This is a genomic window from Bacillus sp. FDAARGOS_1420 (genome assembly GCF_019344915.1).
GTDB lineage: Bacteria > Bacillota > Bacilli > Bacillales > Bacillaceae_G > Bacillus_A > Bacillus_A mycoides.
Map to the genome: position 1 here is coordinate 522146 of NZ_JAHWJB010000002.1, position 20851 is coordinate 542996.

A 20851-nucleotide genomic window follows, 5' to 3' on the forward strand; every position below is an offset into this window, starting at 1 on the left:
CACGATCATGAATGAAAATCACTATTTATTATTAACACCAGGACCATTAACGACAACAAAAACTGTAAAAGAAGTTATGTTATACGATTGGTGTACGTGGGATGTTGAATATAACACGATGGTGCAAGATGTAAGAAATAGGCTTGTATCGTTAGCGACAAAGGAAGAAGAAAAGTACACAACAGTTTTAATGCAAGGAAGCGGTACGTTTGCGGTTGAAGCAGTAATTGGTTCTGTTATTCCTAGAAACGGAAAGCTGCTAGTTTGTACAAATGGTGCGTATGGTAAGCGGATTGTACAAATGGCAGAGATGTTACATATAGATGTGGTGGTCAGTCAAACAGAAGAGTGGGAGCCTACTAATATTGCAGAAGTAGAACAGTTATTACAACAAGATAAAGAGATTACGCATATTGTAGTTGTTCATTGTGAAACAACTACAGGTATTATTAATCCAATTGTAGACGTATGTAAATTGGGAAAACAATATGGAAAAGTTACACTGGTTGACGCAATGAGTAGTTTCGGTGGTATTGAAATAGATATCGCTGAGTTGCAAATTGACTTTCTAATTAGTAGTGCGAATAAATGTATTCAAGGTGTTCCCGGATTCGGTTTTGTCATCGCAAATCGTGATGAACTATTGAAATGTAAAGGGCAAGCTCGTTCTTTATCATTAGATTTATATGATCAGTGGGAAACGATGGAAGAGCAAAATGGGAAATGGCGCTTTACTTCACCTACACATGTTGTACATGCTTTTTATCAGGCATTGCTTGAATTAGAAGAAGAAGGCGGGGTAAGAGCCCGTTACAATCGATATTATAGCAATCAAAAACTACTAGCGCACAAAATGAAAGAAATAGGCTTTAAGCCATTAGTAGATGAAAAATATCAATCTCCTATTATTACATCTTTCATTTATCCAGAAGCAGGATTTGAATTTTTGCAGCTATATAATGAATTAAAGCGATATGGATTTGTTATTTATCCAGGTAAAATTTCGAAAGTAGATACGTTCCGCATTGGAAATATCGGTGATGTACATGAAGAAGATATTATTCGCTTAGTTGATAGTATTGCTAAAGGGGTTGTTATAGGGTGAAAGTATTTTGCTTAGGTGGAGCAGGTAAAATTTGTCGTGAAGCAATTTTAGATTTAGTTCAATTTTCATCTTTTGAGACGATTACGGTAGCCGATTTTAATGAAGAGGAAGGCCGAAAAGTAGTAGAGTGGTTAAATGATCCTCGTGTTGATTTTGTGAAAGTCGATGTGACAAATCATGAGGATACGGTCGCAAAAATGAAGGGCTATAACATTGTAATGGATGGTACGACGATAAAGTTAAATGGATTGTCTACTCGCTGTATCGCAGAGGCCGGTTGTCACGGTGTGAACTTAAATGGATTCGGTGAAGAAAATGAATCCCATTCTAAATTTGTTCAACATGGAACAACATGTTTACCTGGGTTTGGTATGACACCAGGTGTAACGCAAATGATGGCCATGTATGCAGCAAATCAGCTAGATACTGTAGAGTCAGTTCGAGTAAGTCATGGCTCGTATCGTCCAATTGCTTTTTCTGCATCAATTACAGAGACAACGACATATGAATATGATCCACATTTGCCGACGCGTACAGTGTATGAGGAAGGTGAATTTAAGCAAGTACCTCCGTTTGCGCGCCCGAGAGAAATTGAATTACCAGCGCCTTACGGGAAAACAATGCAGTATATAATCCCGCATTCAGAAACGATTACGTTAGCGAAGGCACTGGAAGATAAAGGTGTACAGCTTATTGAAATAAGAGGAACTTGGCCAGAGCAAAATATGCAGCTCGTTCGTGCTTTATATGATTATGGTATATTGCGTAATGATCAAATTGAAATAAACGGTAAAGAAATTGGTATTATGGATTGTATTTCGAAGTATCTATTAAAATCGAAAGAAGGACAAGCAACAGAGCTTTATGGTTATGCACTTCATGTAGAAGTAGTAGGTATGAAAAATAATCAAAAACAAAGGCATGTGTTATACCATACACATCCGCTATCTGACGGTTCTGTAGTAGGTTGGGAGAAATTAAGGGCCTATACAAGAAATGTTGGCATCCCATTTGGAATCGCTACAGAGTTAATTGCAAAAGGAGTAGTTAATAAAGTTGGTGTTATTACTCCTGAAGAAGCTTTCGAAAATCCACAAATTATTTTTGACGAACTAGAAAAGCGCGGTATTTATATTCATGAAGAGATTTCTACTTACAAAGAAAATTATAACTTTGTATAAGTAAGACAGTTTATGAGGTAGATATAAATGGGGTGAGGCTATGTCTGTAGTAGGTGAAGAGAGAAAGAGGACAATTCTTGAGAAGGTAGAGTTTAAAGGAAAAGTAAAAGTTTCAGAATTAGCGAGAGAGTTCGCAGTATCAACAGAGACGATTCGTCGGTATTTAGAAGAATTAGATCGGGAAAAAAATTGAAGAAAGTGTACGGTGGAGCCGTTCAACTTCCGGGAGCTGGGATAGAGGCACCGATGTTAGAACGAGAGATGCTGCATATAGAAGAGAAGAAAAGAATTGGGTATAAAGCAGCAACGTTTGTGGAAGATGGAGATGTTATTGCGATTGATGATGGAAGTACACCACTTCAAATGGTGCCATATCTTGTTCATCGTAAAAATTTAACGATTGTAACAAGTTCATTTCCAGTAGCAACACAATTAATTTCTTCTATTAATAAAAAGATGTTTCACGGTGAAGTTTTATTTATAGGCGGGAAAGTCTCCCCAAAACATTCACGTGTGTCGGGGTCTATTTCACAGCAAGTAATTCATCAATTTCATTTTCATAAAGCATTCATTTCGATTGATGGGTTGTTGCAAGGTTTTGGGGTTTCTAGCTTTGAATTAGAAAAGGCGAAACTGTCAGAAGCGATGATGAAATTAGCTGAGAAAACGTATATTTTATGCGATCATACAAAGGTAGGCGTCAAAGGGAACTACCGAATAGCAGGATTTTCTCGTATTCAACATATTATTTGTGATAAGAAAATGCCCTATAGTTTTGAAGAAGAAGTCAAAAAGCATAATATTCAATGGACAGTTTGCTAAATGAATTGAATACATTTAGACTCCCACCTAATTTTTAGGTGGGAGTTTTACTAGCAGCAAGTAAAAAAAATAAAAGATTTGTATTTATGCAAAAAGTGGACACATTTTCTCATCTCGTTCATATAATTTACCAATACAAAAAAAGTTGGTCGAAGGAAAGAAGGGAAAGTATGTCGGAACGGATATATAATAAACTTGTATTGTATGCAAACATTTTGCAAAAAATTGGTGTTATTAATGAAAAAGAAAAAAGTGAAATCCTTCATACGATAGGCAAAAAAGCCCTTTGAGTAAAGGGTTTTTTATTTTTTATCTATGGAAATATAAACTTAATGTAATATTCTTATTGACAATGATAATGAGATTCATTATCATTTATTATGTTAGTAATTGATAGTAATTATCAATTGAAATATATATAAGATAAGGGGATATTATTTTGAAAAAAAGTTATATTAAAGCTCTAGTAGTAGCAACAACATTAGCTATTCCATTCGCTGCGTATTCTACTCCAGCGTTAGCAGCAATAAAAATTGAAGCAAACCAGTCGGTAGCAGCAGCCAGTGATCGCACGTATGATACTGAGATTAAAATATATAAGGATCAAAAAGATGAGCCATCTATGGTTTCTCAGTACATAAAAAATCCTAAAGTAGCAATTGAAGATGGGAAAAAAATCGTTACTGTAACAATACAAGATAGCGATTATTTTCAATATCTTAGAATAGAGGATAAAAACCAACCTGGTGTATTTCAAGATGTGAAAGTTTTATCAGAAGATAAGAGGAAAAATGGAACGAAAGTAGTCCAATTTGAAATTGGCGAATTTGAGAAGAAGCATAATATGCAAATGCATATACTTATTCCGGCCATCGGATATGATCACAAATATCAAGTTCAATTTGAAATTAAAGATCCAACTGTAGGTGACAAAGAAACAGAGAAACCAGATGATAACTCTAATTCAGGCAATACGGAAACGGATCATCCAGTTGATAGTCAAAATATGATAACAGATAACAAATTAAGAGAACTTGTTAATAAAAAAGTATTTAATCGAAAAGATTTAAATACACCAATTACGAAAGAGGAGTTATTACAAGTAAAGGACTTGTTTTTAAATACGAATGAGATTCTGGATTATAGTGCATTAAAATATATGCCAAATTTAAAATCTTTAACAGTTGCGAATGCGAAGATAACAGATCCGTCGTTCTTTGCGAATTTAAAGCAATTAAATCATTTAGCTTTGCGTGGTAATGAATTTTCAGATGTAACACCACTTGTTAAGATGGATAATTTAGAATCTCTTGATTTGAGTAATAATAAAATTACAAATGTTGCACCACTAATTGAAATGAAAAATGTAAAAAGTTTATATCTATCAGGCAACCAAATAGAAGATGTAACAGCATTAGCGAAAATGGAACAACTAGATTACTTGAATTTAGCAAATAATAAAATTACGGACGTTGCTCCATTAAGCGCGTTGAAAAATGTAACATACTTAACTTTAGCAGGTAATCAAATTGAAGATATTAAACCGTTATATTCATTACCTTTAAAGGACTTAGTATTAACGCGTAATAAGGTTAAAGATTTATCGGGTATTGATCAAATGAATCAATTAAATAAATTATTTATCGGGAAAAATCAAATTGAAGATGTGACACCACTTGCTAAAATGACTCAGCTTACAGAATTAGATTTACCTAATAATGAGTTAAAGGATATTACTCCATTATCAAATCTAGTAAACTTACAAAAGCTTGATTTAGAGGCAAATTATATTTCAGACTTAACACCAGTTAGCAATTTGAAAAAGTTAGTATTTCTAAGTTTTGTGGCAAATGAAATCCGCGATGTGAGACCAGTTGTGGAACTAAGTAAGACAGCTTACATTAATGTGCAAAATCAAAAAGTCTTTTTAGCGGACACAGAAGTAAATAAAGAAGTGAAAGTACCTGTATACGAAAAAGATGGTAAAATCTCTACAAAAATTCGTTTGAAGAGTGAAGATGGTACGTATAGTAACGATGTAGTTAAGTGGAGTACACCAGGTGAGAAAGTATATGAATTTGGTGTGAAAGACCCATTTGCAGATACAGGAATCTTCTTCACAGGATCTGTTATTCAAAATGTAGTAGAAAGTAAAGAGGACAATACTTCTAAAGAAGACGAGAAAATAGAAGCAGTAATAGAATTTAATGATGTGCCGAAAGGACATTGGTCAGAGACAGCAATTAACTATTTAGCGAAAGAAGATATTTTTAAAGGATATGGAAATGGTAAATTTGGATTTGGGGATAATATTACTCGTGGACAAGTTGCGTCTTTAGTACAAAGGTACTTGAAATTAGAAAGTAAAGTAGAGCAGAAAGAGATGTTTACTGATACGAAAGGGCATATGTTTGAGCAAGATATTGCTACAGTTGCACAAGCTGGAATTATGCAAGGAGATGGTACAGGTAAGTTTCGTCCAGAAGGAGTATTAACTAGGTACGAGATGTCAGTAGTATTACAAAAAGTATTTCAGTTAAATGAAAATGAAAATAATTTGGAGAACTTTACAGACGTACCAACAGGTCATTGGGCAGAAGGATATGTGAAAGCATTAGTGGATAATAATATATCAAAAGGTGACGGGAATGGGAACTTTTTAGGGGATGATTTCGTAACACGTGAGCAATATGCGCAATTTTTGTATAAGGCAATAAAAAAATAATAAATGAGAAAAATACGTTATTCTTTAATAAGAAGAATAACGTATTTTTTATATGTACAAAATCAAGTGCTAAATAGACAGGAGTGTTTACATGTGATAGGCCTATTTTTCCGATAGGTGCTGAAACGATATTGACAAAAAGGCATTCTCGTGTGATAATTCAATTAAATTTTTAGAATAATCAAAAAAACATTTCTTTTATATAGAAAGGATTTGAACATTATATTAATATTACGCCGGGGGTGACGAAATGTTATTTTTTCTGAAAAAATGGAACGAATTAAAAGATGTGAAAGCAGAATTGGCACTTCGCGATTGGTTTTATGGTACGAAAATTAGTTTATCGATGTGTACGTCAAAAGAGCCATTAACATTTTTAGTGAATGTAGAGGGAAGAGATAAAGGGGTATTTTCTGAAGAAGATTTTATTGTCGTAAATTGCATGTGTGAGCCAGTATTTGAAAACGAAGAAAAACCAGCTATAGAGTCATTTATGCATGCGGATATTTATAAAAAAAGTAGTGCAGAATGCATTTTACAAGTACAGACTGTAGATAGTCATTTAATGTCAGAGCTATATGGGAAAGAAGGAGAAGTAACATTCGAAAAACGTAGTGTGGAACGTGTTTTTGGAAAAGATGGTATTACAGAAATGACAATTCCAATTGTAGAAGATGAAAAGAAATTCGCTAATTTATTAGAAAATAATGTTCCGAATTTTATTGAAGGTGGAGGAGTAGTCCTTGTTCATAATTACGGAATGATCGTGTGGGGGAAAACTCCAGAAGAAGCGAAAAAATGGTTGGAAGGTATAGAGTATTTAATGAACTATCACGTAAAGCTTTTAATGATAAAAGGGGCAAAAAGTTCTGTTATATAAAGATGTATTCACAGAGATTACCATTCCATAAAAATGAAAGCGTTTTAAAAAGAAATTTCACTCATAAAATATAGGTCTCCTTATTATATATAGATTACATGTTGACATGTAAGGAGGAACATATTTTGCGAGTTAAATATCATTTTCTGCCAAAACAGCAGGTGACATTTTGTAAAACGAATGATTCTGGTGAAAAGGCGTTACAAATTATGAATGAAACGGGATTTCGCGCAATCCCTGTATTAGCAGAAAATGAGAAGGAATTCACGGGGATTATTTATAAAGTAGATCTTTTAGAAAAGAAGTGTAATAGCAGATTAGAGGATGTAAGTACAGAAGATGTACTGGAAAATCCAAATTCGTTTATTTTTGAAAAGGATTCTTTTTTTAGAGCTTTTTACGTTATTCGTCGTCTCCCGTTTTTAGCGGTTTTAAATGAGTATAATGAATTTGTCGGCATTTTAACACATTCTAATGTATTTGATGTTATTGAGGATTCGTTCGGTATGCGGACGGGTGGTTATATATTAACAATTGCAACACAAGATTGTAAGGGAACAATTAAAGAGCTTGGGACATTATTAAAAGCATATAATATCGGTGGGCTGTTTACGCTTGATAATGGTGATCAATATATTCGCCGTGTTATCGTAAATATATCGGATGAGTTAAATGAAAAAAAATTAAAGCAATTAATTGAAAAGATAGAGAAAAAGGGATTCAGGGTCAGTCATGTAGATTATATTTAAGTTGAAAAGGAAAGGTACCTATCTGCTATATGTAGATAGGTACCTTTTTTAGTGCGAGAAATGAATCTTATTTTGAAACAGAAGGTGGAGATAACGCTAAATCAGATAAAAAAATAAAGTCTGCATGCTCACGAATTTTAGGAATAGAAGTTTCGATAATACGTGATGTAATTTCACCTGGAGCCCCAACGTGTCCGATAGCTACCATAATGGGTTTGTCTTGGATTTTTTTTATGAGTAATTGTGCTTGTTTTGAAATGTGACTTACCGTATATACATCATCAAAAAATAATTGGTTTTCAATAATAGGCACGCCTAATTCTTTACCGATTTTTGGGACAACACTATTAGGGTTTGTTTTACTGTCTAAATAAAATAAACCGTGTTTTTTACAGACAGAAAGTATAAGACGTACAATCCTTTCATCAGCGGTTACTTTTGATCCCATATGATTGTTCATTCCTATTGCATGAGGTATTTCTTGAATTGCTTGTTCGAGTCGGTTGTTTATTTCTTCATCGCTTAAATCTGTTGTAATCGCTTTTGGTCCAAGCCACTCTTTTTTTCCTCTAATTGGTTCCATTGGCATATGTATAATAACTTCATGCCCTTTTTTATGGGCAGCTATTGCGTCTTGTTTAGTAGAAGGAAGAAATGGCATAACAGCAACAGTGAGTGGAATTGGAAGTGATAACATCTTATCTGTGCCTTTCATATTATTGCCGAAATCATCGATGACAATAGCAACCTTATTCGTATGAGCGTTTGCTTGAATAGGAAAGAAGAAGAAGGGTATGAACAGGGTGAAGACGAGAAATGCAATGGTATATTTGCGCATATAAATATTTCCTTTCTATTTTATCCCGCTATTTGCAGGCAGTAAGACTCCCACCTCAAAATTCGGCTAGAGCAAAGAAGTTAGGTGGGAGATCCACTGCCCGTAAGCGCTCGATTGGTGAAGGCTAATAATTAGTGGGAGATGAACAAAATCCCCACTAATTCAAGTTTCACTTTATCAATCATCATTATGTTTTGCGTTTTTACATAAATTAAACAAAAAATGTCGAAGAAAAGTACATTGAAAATAGAGAATCCACTGTTTACTGAGTATTTATAAAAAAGAAGATGAAAAAAATGTCTATTATTGCGAATGTATTTACAAAGATAGAATAATTTGTAATAATTCTCAAAGTGAGGGTAAAGATTTGTAAATTACAGGGGAAAAATGTTAAATTTTCTGATTCTTCAATTTTAAATAGGATTAAGTGTTTAAAGGGCTAAAGTAGAAGAGGCGTTGAGAGTATTGAAGAAAAATAAGGGGGATATGGATGTTTACTGTAAAAAGGAAGTACACATTAGAAAAGCTTTCGCATGATATTCATATGAAACGTGAAGAAATGATTCATTTAGGATTAACAAGTGGGTTAAATAGTATGGAGACAATTCAAGTTAGTCAAGAATTGGACAAGCTTATCGTACAGTATCAGCGTTACAAAGAAAAACAAACACCGAAATGGTTTTCAATTATAAAGGTTCCTATTTTTCAAATTGGGTATGAAGGGAAATCAAACAATTTTTGGAGAATGTTTGTAGCTGGTTTTATGAAATAAGTATAATTACCCTTTTAAGATAAGGATAATTATACTATGTGTAATGGAATCTCTATATGAACTGTCGTTCCTTTGTTTTCTTTACTATCAATAAATATATGCCCATTGTACATCTCTACAATTCGTTTACATATAACAAGCCCAAGACCTGTTCCAGTATCTTTATTAGTAAAGAACGGATGAAAGAGGTGTTTTTGAATATGTTTAGGAATCCCTTTTCCAGTATCAATAATTTGCAAGTGTGCGTGTTTTTCGTTGTTTGTTACTACAATGGTTAATGTATCACCAGAAGCCATGGCTTCAATTGCATTTTTTGTAATGTTTAAAACCACTTGTTTCATATGGTCTTTTGAGCAACGTATATGAACAGGGTGGTCTGGCAAATGTAAATGAAATACAATGTTATGTAGATTCGCTTCAGATTGGATAATTAATGATACCTCATTAAGAATCGTTCTTACATCATATGTTTGTTCAATGATGGCAGTTGGTTTTCCAAGAATAAGAAATTCGCTTACAATTTCATTAATCCGTTCTATTTCTTGTTCGATTACGGAAAAGTAGAACTGATCCTGTTCATCTTTATATTTCTCTTTTAACAGAGCAACGAGTCCTTTAATTCCAGTAAGAGGGTTACGGATTTCATGAGCTGTACTAGCTGCAAAAGTTCCAACCAATTCAATTTTTTGCAGTTCATTTTGTTGTCTTTCTAGTTTTGTTTGACGTTTTAATAACATATATTGAGCAAGTAAAAATAAAATAGACATTAAAAATAAAGTAGCTATACACTCTATTGCAACTAACTGGTATAAAGTTTGTTGATGAATAGGTAACGGAGAAACAGAAACTTTCCAATTTAATCTTTGGAGTGGGGTAGTAAGCATGTTAGAATGCCCGTCGCTTGTTTCGTTATTATCATCGGTTAGAAAAACTACATCATGTTTATCAGTTACTTCGAAATGATATTGTGGTTTAATAGCATTTAAAGAGGCTGAAATGTAGTCAAAGCGTAAACTTGCTAATAATAAGCCTGAGAGTTCCTTTTGTCTATTAAATATTGGAGACGCAATCATAATAGCTTGATGTCCAAGAACGCGATCTGTAATAACTGATGATACAGTTGTTTTCTTAGATTGCAATGCATCTTGGATGTATTGGCGGTCAGAAACGTCAATAGGCGGCGAATCGCCTTGGGATGCGAGTGTAATCATCCCATCTGTCGTAGCGTAATATAGACCGGAAAAACGTTCATCATTTCCATCGGTATCATGTACAATCTGTTTAATCCCATTGATGTTTCCAGTTTCGGTCCCTACGACTTTTGCGAGCATTTCTAAGGCAGATATAGCTTCACCAAGGTGATGGTCTAAATAGTCTCTATATAAAAAGAGAACAGTGTGAGCAGATAGTTTGTTTGCCTGTTTCATTTGATAAGTGTGATATGAAAAAAATGTGGCACCAATCCCTATCGTTGGCAGTATAACAAGCAGTATGTAAAAAACTATGCTTTGTAATTTGACTTTCAAATTTGGTACTCCTTCTTTTTTTATTATCATTATATATAAACTATGTTAAAATTGTCATGTTTTTATTCAAGAATCATTTGCATTACATTAGGGAAAGGAAAAGGAATGAGTGAATATTCATTCGGAAGTTGTAATGAAGTGCTACGTTGCTTTTCTTTTTGTTGCGGAGAATTTAAGTGAAGGGTTGAAATGGTATGACATCAAATAATGAGCGAGAAGACATTTCTCAATCTTTAAAAGTATTTATTGCATTATCCCGTGTACATCGTTCTGTTATGGATACTACAAATAAATCCATACAAAGTAACGGATTAAATCCAACTGAGTTTGCTGTATTAGAATTACTATATCATAAAGGAGGCCAACCACTTCAGCAAATCGGTGAGCGTATTTTAATAGCTAGTGGCAGCATTACATACGTTGTAGATAAGCTAGAGAAAAAAGGGCTTGTAAAACGAATTCCATGTCCAAATGACAGGCGTGTTATTTATGCGCAATTAACGGAGTCTGGAGAGAGCTTTATTGCTTCTATTTTTCCAGGTCATGAGCAAGTTATATATCAGTCTTTTGAAATGTTAACGAAAGATGAAAAGGATGAATTACTTGATCTATTAAAAAAGATTGGAAAGTATGAAAAATAATGATATGTTCCAAAGGAGCTTTGGATAAAGAAATCCAAGGCTTTTTTGCATATAAGCAAGATGGAAGCTGCCGAATTTTGTTGAAAACTAAGAGGGGATTTGGGAATAAGTATTGAATTATAGTAAAGGTATACATAACGGAGAGGGGGCTCGTTCATGTCATTTAAAGACTATGAATATAAACGGCCAAATATTGAAGAATTAAAAGGGAAATTTACTGTTGCTTTAGAGAAGTTTGATAACGCAAAAACTGTAGAAGAACAAAAACAAGTTATCAATTCAATTAACGAAATTCGTAATGACTTTGGTACAATGGGGAACCTTTGTTACATTCGTCATTCTGTTGATACGACAGATGCCTTTTATAAGGATGAGCAGGATTTCTTTGATGAATTCTCTCCAGTTGTACAAGGGTATGGTACAAAGTATTATAATGCGTTAATTCATTCTCCATTCCGCGAAGAATTAGAGGCGTATTATGGAAAGCAATTATTTGCTCTTGCGGAGTGTGATTTGAAAACATATTCTGATGAAGTCGTGAAAGATTTACAATTAGAGAATAAACTGTCTTCACAATATACACAGTTATTAGCATCTGCAAAAATTGACTTTGCAGGAGAAGAAAGAACGTTATCGCAACTTATTCCATTTATGCAAGGAAAAGAAAGAAGTGAACGTAAAGCAGCAAGTGAAGCATACTACGGATTTTTAGCTGAGAAAGAGGAAGAGTTAGATCGTATTTATGATGAGCTTGTTAAAGTGAGAACGAAAATCGCAAAAACACTTGGTTTTAAAAACTTTGTTGAATTAGGATATGCAAGAATGTATCGTACAGATTATAATGCTGAAATGGTAGCGAACTATCGTCAGCAAGTATTAGATTATATCGTTCCGGTTGCAACCGAGTTAAGAAATAGACAAAAAGCACGCATTGGTGTAGAAAAGCTCGCTTATTATGATGAAAACTTTGAGTTTGCTACAGGTAATCCAACTCCAAAAGGCGATGCCGATTGGATTATTAATCACGGGAAAACGATGTATAAAGAATTATCAGCTGAAACAGATGAATTTTTTAATTTCATGCTCGATAATGATTTATTAGATTTAGTTGCGAAAAAAGGAAAAGCTGGTGGTGGATATTGTACATATATCGAGAATTATAAAGCGCCATTCATCTTCTCAAACTTTAATGGAACGTCTGGTGACATTGATGTGCTAACACATGAAGCGGGCCATGCTTTCCAAGTATATGAAAGTCGTAAGTATGAAATTCCAGAATATAATTGGCCAACATATGAAGCGTGTGAAATCCATTCAATGAGCATGGAATTCTTTACATGGCCATGGATGAAGTTATTCTTTGAAGAAGATGCGGATAAATATTATTTCTCACACTTAAGTTCAGCACTTCTATTTTTACCGTACGGTGTATCTGTAGATGAATATCAACATTATGTATATGAAAATCCAGAAGCATCGCCAGCAGAACGTAAGTCAGCATGGCGTAACATAGAGAAGAAGTATTTACCACATCGTGATTATGAAGATAATGATTATTTAGAGCGTGGTGGTTTCTGGCAACGTCAAGGTCATATTTATAGCTCACCTTTCTATTATATTGACTACACGTTAGCTCAAATTTGTGCACTGCAATTTTGGAAACGTGCAAGAGATAATAGACAAGAGGCTTGGGAAGATTATGTGAATCTTTGTCAACAAGGTGGAAGTAAATCATTCTTAGAATTAGTAGAAGTTGCAAATTTAACATCACCATTCGCTGAAGGGTGTGTAAAAAGTGTAATTACAGAAATTGAAGCGTGGTTACGTGCTGTTGACGACACAAAATTGTAAAAAAACATGCACTTTTTTCCTATGTTTAACATCGACATAATAGAAAAATGATGAGATAATAAAAGAAAATTCAGAATTATTTTAGGGGTGTTTCTAATGGGGAGCGCCCCTTTTCACCAACAAAAGGGGGGAAAGCACTATGCTTCAATCTAATATGGATGTTAGTTTAGAAACTTTAGTCCACTCATTACAGTCTACACGAAGCACGCTGTTATCAGAAATTGAAATGTTAAATGATACGGAGGTGAATGTAAAGCCACGCCGTGATAAATGGAGTATTATTCAAATTTTGCATCATTTGCATTTAGTTGAACAGTCTGTCACATCTGCCCTTGTATATGCTTTGCAAAAAAAAGAAAGAAAACTTGCTCCATTTAAAGACCTCCAACTTACGCTTGATCGCACACATAAAAGGGAAGCTCCTCAACAAATGAAACCAACAGAAACATTAATGAAAAAACTGCAAGGAATTCAATTACTAGAACATTCACGACAAGAATTATTACATGCCCTTCATAGTGTAATAGATGAAAAAGAATTATTTGAAAATGGATTAAAACATCCTATTTTTAATGATTTGAATTTATATCAATGGGTTCAATTTCTAGATTTACACGAACAAAGACATCTTACACAGCTAAAAGAAGCGAAATATGCAATTTTACAGCGTTAAAATGAAAGAAGTGGGGAACCGCTTCTTTTCTTTTTTACTCATGCATAGTTTTCTTTCTCATTTTGGAATACTACATGGAGAAAAGAAAAGAAGGAGTTGAAAAGCATGTCAAAGAAAAAGAGAGAAGAAGAGCGCGCCTGGAAAGCTCGGAAAGAAAATCAAAAGCCACATGGGAAAGTGAAAGCTTTTGCAGAATTAGTTGAAGGAACAGAAAAAACGTGATGAAGTTCATCACGTTTTTTGTATGAGTGGGAAAGTTAATAAGAAGGTTGTACCTGTACCTTTTTCGCTTATAATATCAATCTTTCCATCCATTGCTTGAATGACGCTGAAGACGACCATCATTCCGAGTCCGGTCCCTTTTTCTTTCGTTGAGTAGAAAGGTGATCCAAGGCGTTTTATTTGTTCTTGATCCATACCAACTCCTGTATCTTTTATATATAGTTGTATATGTTTATGGTCTGGAACTAATGTAAGAATAAGGTCGCCACCTGTAGGCATAGCCTCAATACAATTTTTAAAAATATTTAATAAACATTGGTTCAGTTTTTGCTTTTCGCCAGCGATAAAGAAAGATGTACTTTGTTTTATATAATTTATACGAACATTTGCTAAATTGGCGAGAGGTGTGATCAAAGACAACGCATGAAGTAATTCTTCCTCTACTTGTAATTGTTGTTCTTTTTCAATACTCGGTTTTGCAAAAGTTAAGTAGTCTGTAAGAACGTGATTTGCTTGTTCGATACCATTAATGGCTATGTCGATATATAATTTTCGTTCTTTCTCAGAACATGTATCTGACTGTAAAAGTTGTAAAAAACCTTTCGTTGCAGTTAAAGGATTACGAATTTCATGAGAGATAGAAGCTGCCATTTCGCCGATTAAATGAAATTTCTCAGCGTTCATAAGTTCATTTTGGAGACGAACTTGCATTTGTAATATGTGTAGTAAATATAAAATAAGGATCGTGCCAATCATCGTACATAGTTCGTACACAATGATATGTGGTATATAATCTGCATCATTTGTAACACTGGCAAGGAAAAATGGTATCCAACCAAATCCATAAGTAAGACTGTAAAAAATAGCAAGTGTTATTTTTATATGATTAGAACTTCGATTAAAAAATTTGTATGTTAATAGTAGAACAATAAATAGGAGAATAGAAGCGATAAAGGATGGGAACGCACCTATTCCTCCCAATAAAAAGCGATAAATGTTTAATACAGCTAAAATAGAACCACCAGCAATAGGCCCTCCCGTTAACGTGCCGACAATTAATACGATATGTCGCATGTCGAACTGAAAACCATTATTTGTTTTTGCTGCGAAAGTGATACATAGTATGGTAGCGAGGCAACACAATACAATAAATATGGCTGAATTTAATTTAGGAGATCGTTTCCCTTTCTGGTTCCAAAATAAATGATATACGAGGATTGTAACGAGAATAGATAATATATTTAAAAAGAGGTAAATAATAAAGAGTTCCAGTGGGATGCCTCCTCTCTTCTAACATTAAATTAATCATACTATAAAATGAAAGAAATGAAATGTGAAATAGCGGAAAAAATCAGAAATTTTTTCTGGTAGTATACAATATGTTACAATAATCTTTGTCAATGAAAGAAGAAATTCCGTGCACTGCATGGGAGAGGTTCGCGAACTCCCTCTATAAAAAACTATGGAAACAACAATATCATTAGGTATTGTTTTGTTTTTTTATTGTGACAGTTCAAGAACGTTCTTTCTTCTTATTCGTAGTAGAGAAGGAGAATGAGTGAAATGAAAAAAGAAAAAGCAGTTGTTGTTTTTAGTGGTGGACAAGATAGTACAACATGTTTATTTTGGGCGATACAGCAGTTTGAAGAAGTGGAAGCTGTAACATTTAACTACAATCAACGTCATAAATTAGAAATTGATTGTGCAGCGGAAATTGCGAAAGAGCTAGGAATTAAACATACGATACTAGATATGAGCCTATTAAATCAACTTGCTCCAAATGCGTTAACGAGAACGGATATGGAGATTACACATGAAGAAGGTGAATTGCCATCAACATTTGTAGATGGACGAAATTTACTATTTTTATCATTTGCGGCTGTATTAGCAAAACAAGTTGGAGCACGTCATATTGTAACGGGTGTATGTGAAACTGATTTCAGTGGTTATCCAGATTGTCGTGACGTGTTTGTGAAATCATTAAACGTTACATTAAATTTATCTATGGATTATCCGTTTGTTATTCATACACCACTTATGTGGATTGATAAAGCAGAGACATGGAAATTATCTGATGAACTTGGAGCATTTGAGTTTGTTAGAGAAAAAACATTAACATGTTATAACGGAATCATTGGTGATGGTTGCGGTGAATGTCCAGCATGTCAACTTCGTAAAGCGGGATTAGATACGTATCTACAAGAACGCGAAGGAGCGAGCAACTAATGGATAACTTTTTTGGATTTCGCATCGTAGAAAATTTGCAAAAAATGGACAAGGATATTCAGCGTGAACAACTCAAATATCATAATAAAAGAGTAATGGTCAGCAAGGAATTTACATTTGACGCAGCGCACCATTTACACTGCTATGAAGGGAAATGTAAAAATTTACATGGACACACATATAAAGTCGTATTTGGAATTAGCGGATATGTAAATGAAATAGGCCTTGCAATTGACTTTGGAGATATAAAAGAGATTTGGAAAAATGAAATAGAAATTTATTTAGATCATCGTTATTTAAACGAAACATTGCCAGAAATGAATACGACTGCTGAAAATATGGTCGTTTGGATTTATGAAAAGATGGCAGAAGCATTAACGAAAGATAATCGTGCGAACGAATATAAGGGAGCTCGTGTTGAATTTGTTCGTCTTTTTGAGACGCCGACTAGTTATGCGGAAGTAAGACGGGAGTGGATGCTCGATGAGTAAAATCCCCGTCTTAGAAATATTTGGCCCAACCATTCAAGGAGAAGGGATGGTTGTAGGACAAAAGACAATGTTTATCCGTACAGCGGGATGTGATTATAGCTGTGCTTGGTGTGATTCTGCTTTTACATGGGATGGATCGGCCAAAGATCAAATTAAACAAATGACACCGGAAGACATTTGGAATGAGCTTGTAGAAATTGGTGGAGAAAATTTTTCTCATGTTACGATTTCGGGTGGAAATCCTGTTTTGCTGAAAAATATGCAATTTCTTCTTTCTATATTAAAGGAGAATGGAATGCGAACAGCGGTAGAAACGCAAGGGAGTAAATGGCAAGATTGGTTGCTTCAAATTGATGAGGTAACGATTTCTCCAAAACCACCAAGTTCAACTATGAAAACAGATTTTCAGATGTTGGATTCTGTTATTCATAAACTAGCAGGGAAAGATTTTAGTTTAAAAGTAGTAGTATTCGATGATCAAGATTTTGAATATGCAGTTAAGATGCACGAGCGTTATCCGAATGTACCATTTTTCTTACAAGTAGGGAATGATGATACGAAAACAGTGGATGATGCGGTGCTTATAAAAAAACTATTAGAAAAATATGAGTGGCTTATTGAAAAAGCTGTGAATTGTAAAGAAATGAATGATGCGAAAGTACTGCCTCAGCTTCATGCGTTAGTATGGGGAAATAAACGAGGGGTATAATGAGAAGGGATGTTTAAAATGGCAGGAAGATTAGATGAAGATTTAAAAGATGTAACATTATTAGGAAATCAAAATACAAAATATTTATTTGAATATAGCCCGGAAATTTTAGAGGTATTTGATAATAACCATCCAAACCGTGATTACTTTGTAAAATTCAATTGTCCTGAATTTACAAGTTTATGTCCGAAAACAGGACAACCAGATTTTGCAACAATTTATATTAGCTACATTCCAGAACAAAGAATGGTAGAGAGTAAATCTTTAAAGCTATATTTATTTAGCTTCCGAAATCATGGTGACTTCCACGAAGATTGCATGAACGTTATTATGAATGATTTAATTAAATTAATGGATCCACGCTATATTGAGGTATGGGGGAAATTTACACCACGTGGTGGTATTTCAATCGATCCTTACTGTAACTACGGCCGCCCAGGAACTAAGTATGAGAAAATGGCAGACTACCGCATGATGAATCACGATTTATATCCAGAAAAGATCGATAATCGTTAATATAGAAAGAAAGGATCTGTATGATATACAGATCCTTTCTTTCTATTATATTATGCATGTTGATTAATGACAGTATAGTTTTTATGGCTTACAACTGTAAGAGGTTCCATATCTAGTTCTCTAAAATTCTCCATAATTGTTATATCAACAATAACGGAGTTTTGATTTACCTTTTGAACACGGCCTTGCATTCCACCTTTAAATTCAATGATATCTCCAGTTTCTGCGATCTGCATAAGCAACTCTCCTTGTTCCAGTTTTCCCAAAAAAAGAATAATTTGGGCTTTTTTATTTCTTCTTATTTTGAACTATATTTACTACTTTGTAAATGTTTCCAAAGTAAAAATTCGAAAAATATTCACTTTTTGTAAGAAAATATGTAAAAAATATTGTTTAGGAGAAGAATGATGAAAATGCATACATCTTTATACGGGAGTATAATAAAAGATACAATGACCTACTAAAGTGGGAGAAATTAGGGGCGGTAAAATGATGTTTGAAGTTGTGGGGAGCTTTATAGCGATTTTATTATTTTTATTTTCATATATACAGTTGAAGAAAGTGCGTCATCATGAAACAACTACATATTTTGATGGACTGGATGGTATGCACACTTCAATAACACATGATAGTGGTGGGGATATATAACTTTCTTTTTATGCATGGTAAGATGGCAATAAGAAATAGTACGTAATATAGTTCGTAAGTGATGAATGGGGAGTGGAAAGAATGCGAATTTCTTTTATTCGTCATGGTCGTTTGGACAGTACTATAGAGCCAATGACAATTATTTCATTTCGTGAATGGATGAAGCAATATGATTTAGGGACTACAGTAAAAGAAACTCCTATACCAATTGAAACAATTGAGGCGATGGAATCAGCGAAACTGGTTGTAACGAGTGATGAAAGGCGCGCTATACAGTCAGCGGCTGAGTTATTGGATTCCCTATCTTTTGTGCAAAATCCTCTTTTTAGGGAAGCTGAAGTTCCAACGAGTTTTTATGCTCCAAAATGGTTGAAATGTAAACCGAATGTATGGATGTTTATTGGACGTACACGATGGATAGTTGGTTATAGTAAAGAGGTTGAGTCTTATAAGGAAGTACGAGAAAGAGCAAGGCAAGCCGCTAATATGTTGCACCGCTATGCGCTCGTACATGGACATATTGCCCTTGTAGGTCATAGTTATTTTAATGCGATGATTGGGACTGAACTGAGGGCAATGGGGTGGTCTGGTTCGCCTATTTTCCATAAGAAGCCATGGGGATGTACAACGTATACATTTCATGAGGCTATGGATGGAAATGTATTAAATACAAAATTAATTTAAAAGAGGCTGTCCCTTTGGCAGCCTCTTTCTCTACATAACAAGTAAAAAAGAATTGTCCTTTTAAGATATAGAAACCAATGACCGTAATGGTTTTATTAGATGGGCATACGGTTCACCGACGAGCATAACGGTTTTATCTTCTTTGTAACCAAGTTTTTCATATAGTGAAAAAGCGCGTTTGTTTTCTAAATTAACAAGTAAGGCGATTTTTTCATGTCCTTTTTCAGTTGCATGAAGTTCAGCTGCATCGATTAATTTAGAGCCAATACCACGTCCACTGTACATACTTGAAACTGACAACGTGTCAATATAATACTCATCAAGTTCAGCTTCTTTTTCTAACGTAATGGATTCGTCTTCATGTAGTTCTCTTAAGTAGTGTATGATTGGTGCATCAAGTTGTTCAGCGTCACTACCGTGATAAACGACAATAACCCCAACTACCTTTCCACCTTGTTCAGCCACTAAACAGTTTTCATAGCTCAATCGATTATTTTCTTTTTCGAACCATGTTTCAAGTCCTAGTATTACTTTTGCTTCAACTGTGCTACCTGTGATTTTTTCAGCAATTTCGTGCAGAGCGTTATACAATAAAGGTGCTACTTCTACCGCATCTGTCTTTTTTGCTTTCCGAATCATAGTATCCCTCCTAGTTCTAAATGTATATTGTAGCATAAAATAAAATATCAAACAGTGATTTGGAACTTTGTTATACAGGGCATCAAAAAGTTTGATATAGAGAAGTAGCTATGTTAGTATATGATATTTAGTGCGAATATAATAAAGTGATATAGATATAAAAATAATGAAAGTGAATTACATAATAGTAACGGGATAATTTTACCGTTGTCGACCTATAGAAGATGCGATAAAATAAACTATTGCAGAGAGGTGAAATACATGGATGAACAATTAGCAAATACAATTTTGGATCAGCTGAAAAATGGTGAAATAAAGGAGTATGTTGCGACGAAAGATGTATTTTATACGTTCAGAGAAGTTGTTGTAAATCGAGAAGATTTTAAACATATTATCGGGAACGCACAGCGCGGTGGACAGGTCATTTATACATATTCAGAAGCACCACGTTCATAAATAGAAGATAAAGGAGAGGAGAATTATGGGGGATTTTAAACAAGGCATATTGCCACATTGGGATTACATGTGGAAAGATAGAGCTGGGAATAGGTTTATGGGAATGGTTATGTATCCAGAGAAACGAAAATGTTCAGCAAAAATGCTTCAGAAAATAAAAAGAGCATATGAGCAAGCAATAGAAATTAAAGTAACTGTACAAGTTCAACATACATATCAGTACGTAGAAGGAATGATCGTATACTTTGATGAAGAAGCTCCTGTATGTACAATGCTCGATAAAGATGAGAATCCACATCATATATTTGTAAAAGATATTTTGCGTATTGAGCAGCCTGAATGATTTTTTTCATAAATAAATTGAAGTTCCATAATAATAATCTTTTTCTATAATAGTTATCTTTTAGTATGTAACGAGGAACGAAAGAGTATGTATAAATATTTAATAAAGTAAAATTGATAAATGTAATCGTTTTTTGGAACAGATTATCGTTTAA

General features: G+C 34.1%; 23 protein-coding genes, 1 pseudogene and 1 riboswitch. Of the genes and pseudogenes, 19 read left to right on the forward strand and 5 right to left on the reverse strand.

The features are described 5' to 3' along the window. Nucleotides 1–7 precede the first annotated feature (7 nt). The 6 genes and pseudogenes from phnW to cbpA all read left to right on the forward strand — a co-directional run bounded on the left by phnW (nucleotide 8) and on the right by cbpA (nucleotide 7462). Complete coding sequence (phnW, locus tag I6L50_RS12935; protein ID WP_219301771.1) at nucleotides 8–1105, forward strand: 2-aminoethylphosphonate--pyruvate transaminase; 1098 nt, start codon at nucleotides 8–10, stop codon at nucleotides 1103–1105. After that, the gene (locus I6L50_RS12940) at nucleotides 1102–2286 is read left to right on the forward strand and encodes a saccharopine dehydrogenase family protein (RefSeq protein WP_219301772.1); all 1185 of its coding nucleotides are present in this window, start codon (nucleotides 1102–1104) and stop codon (nucleotides 2284–2286) included. The genes phnW and I6L50_RS12940 overlap by 4 nt, the downstream gene beginning before the upstream one ends. Nucleotides 2287–2326: 40 nt before the next feature. Then, nucleotides 2327–3108 (forward strand): annotated as a pseudogene (locus tag I6L50_RS12945) (DeoR/GlpR family DNA-binding transcription regulator). Nucleotides 3109–3547: 439 nt separating this feature from the next. Then, nucleotides 3548–5833 (forward strand): NEAT domain-containing leucine-rich repeat protein, encoded by a 2286-nt coding sequence (locus I6L50_RS12950; protein WP_219301773.1) that lies wholly within the window; start codon nucleotides 3548–3550, stop codon nucleotides 5831–5833. 250 nt (nucleotides 5834–6083) lie between these two features. Beyond that, nucleotides 6084–6713: a class II aldolase/adducin family protein gene (locus tag I6L50_RS12955; RefSeq protein ID WP_002011549.1), complete on the forward strand. Its 630-nt coding sequence runs from the start codon at nucleotides 6084–6086 to the stop codon at nucleotides 6711–6713. A 125-nt stretch (nucleotides 6714–6838) separates the two neighbouring features. Then, the gene (gene cbpA / locus I6L50_RS12960) at nucleotides 6839–7462 is read left to right on the forward strand and encodes a cyclic di-AMP binding protein CbpA (RefSeq protein WP_002140932.1); all 624 of its coding nucleotides are present in this window, start codon (nucleotides 6839–6841) and stop codon (nucleotides 7460–7462) included. Nucleotides 7463–7529: 67 nt separating this feature from the next. Here cbpA and I6L50_RS12965 read toward each other — a convergent pair whose 3' ends face one another. Continuing rightward, nucleotides 7530–8300 carry a divergent polysaccharide deacetylase family protein gene (locus I6L50_RS12965; protein WP_219301774.1) on the reverse strand — a complete coding sequence of 257 codons (771 nt, stop codon included), beginning with the start codon at nucleotides 8298–8300 and terminating at the stop codon, nucleotides 7530–7532. Between the two features lie 490 nt (nucleotides 8301–8790). Between I6L50_RS12965 and I6L50_RS12970 the strand changes: the two genes are divergently transcribed. Continuing rightward, on the forward strand, nucleotides 8791–9072 hold the full coding sequence (locus tag I6L50_RS12970) for an aspartyl-phosphate phosphatase Spo0E family protein (protein ID WP_002011543.1): 282 nt from the start codon (nucleotides 8791–8793) through the stop codon (nucleotides 9070–9072). Nucleotides 9073–9101: 29 nt separating this feature from the next. Here I6L50_RS12970 and I6L50_RS12975 read toward each other — a convergent pair whose 3' ends face one another. After that, nucleotides 9102–10598: a DUF3149 domain-containing protein gene (locus tag I6L50_RS12975; RefSeq protein WP_219301775.1), complete on the reverse strand. Its 1497-nt coding sequence runs from the start codon at nucleotides 10596–10598 to the stop codon at nucleotides 9102–9104. Between the two features lie 194 nt (nucleotides 10599–10792). On the opposite strand from I6L50_RS12975, the gene I6L50_RS12980 reads away from it, so the two are divergent. The 4 genes from I6L50_RS12980 to I6L50_RS12995 all read left to right on the forward strand — a co-directional run bounded on the left by I6L50_RS12980 (nucleotide 10793) and on the right by I6L50_RS12995 (nucleotide 13985). Next, entirely contained in the window at nucleotides 10793–11239 is a 447-nt protein-coding gene (locus I6L50_RS12980; RefSeq protein WP_002064378.1) for a MarR family winged helix-turn-helix transcriptional regulator, read from the forward strand. A gap of 156 nt (nucleotides 11240–11395) precedes the next feature. Further along, complete coding sequence (locus I6L50_RS12985) at nucleotides 11396–13090, forward strand: M3 family oligoendopeptidase (protein ID WP_113936979.1); 1695 nt, start codon at nucleotides 11396–11398, stop codon at nucleotides 13088–13090. A 139-nt stretch (nucleotides 13091–13229) separates the two neighbouring features. Then, nucleotides 13230–13763, forward strand: a complete 534-nt coding sequence (locus tag I6L50_RS12990; protein WP_219301776.1) for a DinB family protein — start codon at nucleotides 13230–13232, stop codon at nucleotides 13761–13763. Between the two features lie 105 nt (nucleotides 13764–13868). Then, nucleotides 13869–13985: a DUF6254 family protein gene (locus I6L50_RS12995; RefSeq protein ID WP_000038354.1), complete on the forward strand. Its 117-nt coding sequence runs from the start codon at nucleotides 13869–13871 to the stop codon at nucleotides 13983–13985. A 9-nt stretch (nucleotides 13986–13994) separates the two neighbouring features. Here the strand turns inward: I6L50_RS12995 and I6L50_RS13000 are convergent, their stop codons facing one another. Then, a complete protein-coding gene (locus I6L50_RS13000) occupies nucleotides 13995–15203 on the reverse strand; it encodes an ATP-binding protein (RefSeq protein ID WP_219303696.1) in 1209 nt (402 codons plus the stop codon). Nucleotides 15204–15411: 208 nt separating this feature from the next. Then, nucleotides 15412–15455: riboswitch (PreQ1 riboswitch) on the forward strand. Between the two features lie 93 nt (nucleotides 15456–15548). Between I6L50_RS13000 and queC the strand changes: the two genes are divergently transcribed. Genes queC through queF form a run of 4 tightly spaced genes read left to right on the forward strand, consistent with a single transcriptional unit; the run spans nucleotide 15549 to nucleotide 17927 of the window. After that, nucleotides 15549–16211, forward strand: a complete 663-nt coding sequence (queC, locus tag I6L50_RS13005) for a 7-cyano-7-deazaguanine synthase QueC (RefSeq protein WP_002086813.1) — start codon at nucleotides 15549–15551, stop codon at nucleotides 16209–16211. Continuing rightward, entirely contained in the window at nucleotides 16211–16702 is a 492-nt protein-coding gene (gene queD, locus I6L50_RS13010; protein ID WP_002011526.1) for a 6-carboxytetrahydropterin synthase QueD, read from the forward strand. The genes queC and queD overlap by 1 nt, the downstream gene beginning before the upstream one ends. Next, nucleotides 16695–17411, forward strand: a complete 717-nt coding sequence (gene queE / locus I6L50_RS13015) for a 7-carboxy-7-deazaguanine synthase QueE (RefSeq protein WP_002086811.1) — start codon at nucleotides 16695–16697, stop codon at nucleotides 17409–17411. The genes queD and queE overlap by 8 nt, the downstream gene beginning before the upstream one ends. Nucleotides 17412–17429: 18 nt before the next feature. Then, the gene (queF, locus tag I6L50_RS13020; protein WP_002086808.1) at nucleotides 17430–17927 is read left to right on the forward strand and encodes a preQ(1) synthase; all 498 of its coding nucleotides are present in this window, start codon (nucleotides 17430–17432) and stop codon (nucleotides 17925–17927) included. A gap of 50 nt (nucleotides 17928–17977) precedes the next feature. On the opposite strand, the gene I6L50_RS13025 is transcribed toward queF, so the two are convergent. Next, nucleotides 17978–18163, reverse strand: a complete 186-nt coding sequence (locus tag I6L50_RS13025) for a YkvS family protein (protein ID WP_002064385.1) — start codon at nucleotides 18161–18163, stop codon at nucleotides 17978–17980. Between the two features lie 253 nt (nucleotides 18164–18416). On the opposite strand from I6L50_RS13025, the gene I6L50_RS13030 reads away from it, so the two are divergent. Both I6L50_RS13030 and I6L50_RS13035 read left to right on the forward strand, forming a co-directional pair. Beyond that, nucleotides 18417–18575 (forward strand): hypothetical protein, encoded by a 159-nt coding sequence (locus I6L50_RS13030; RefSeq protein WP_060750621.1) that lies wholly within the window; start codon nucleotides 18417–18419, stop codon nucleotides 18573–18575. 81 nt (nucleotides 18576–18656) lie between these two features. Further along, nucleotides 18657–19259, forward strand: a complete 603-nt coding sequence (locus I6L50_RS13035) for a histidine phosphatase family protein (protein WP_219301777.1) — start codon at nucleotides 18657–18659, stop codon at nucleotides 19257–19259. A gap of 60 nt (nucleotides 19260–19319) precedes the next feature. Here I6L50_RS13035 and I6L50_RS13040 read toward each other — a convergent pair whose 3' ends face one another. Further along, nucleotides 19320–19898, reverse strand: a complete 579-nt coding sequence (locus I6L50_RS13040; protein ID WP_219301778.1) for a GNAT family N-acetyltransferase — start codon at nucleotides 19896–19898, stop codon at nucleotides 19320–19322. A 261-nt stretch (nucleotides 19899–20159) separates the two neighbouring features. On the opposite strand from I6L50_RS13040, the gene I6L50_RS13045 reads away from it, so the two are divergent. Together I6L50_RS13045 and I6L50_RS13050 are read left to right on the forward strand one after the other, a co-directional pair. Continuing rightward, entirely contained in the window at nucleotides 20160–20354 is a 195-nt protein-coding gene (locus tag I6L50_RS13045; protein WP_219301779.1) for an abortive phage infection protein, read from the forward strand. 25 nt (nucleotides 20355–20379) lie between these two features. Continuing rightward, on the forward strand, nucleotides 20380–20697 hold the full coding sequence (locus I6L50_RS13050) for a hypothetical protein (protein WP_060750618.1): 318 nt from the start codon (nucleotides 20380–20382) through the stop codon (nucleotides 20695–20697). Nucleotides 20698–20851 lie beyond the last annotated feature (154 nt).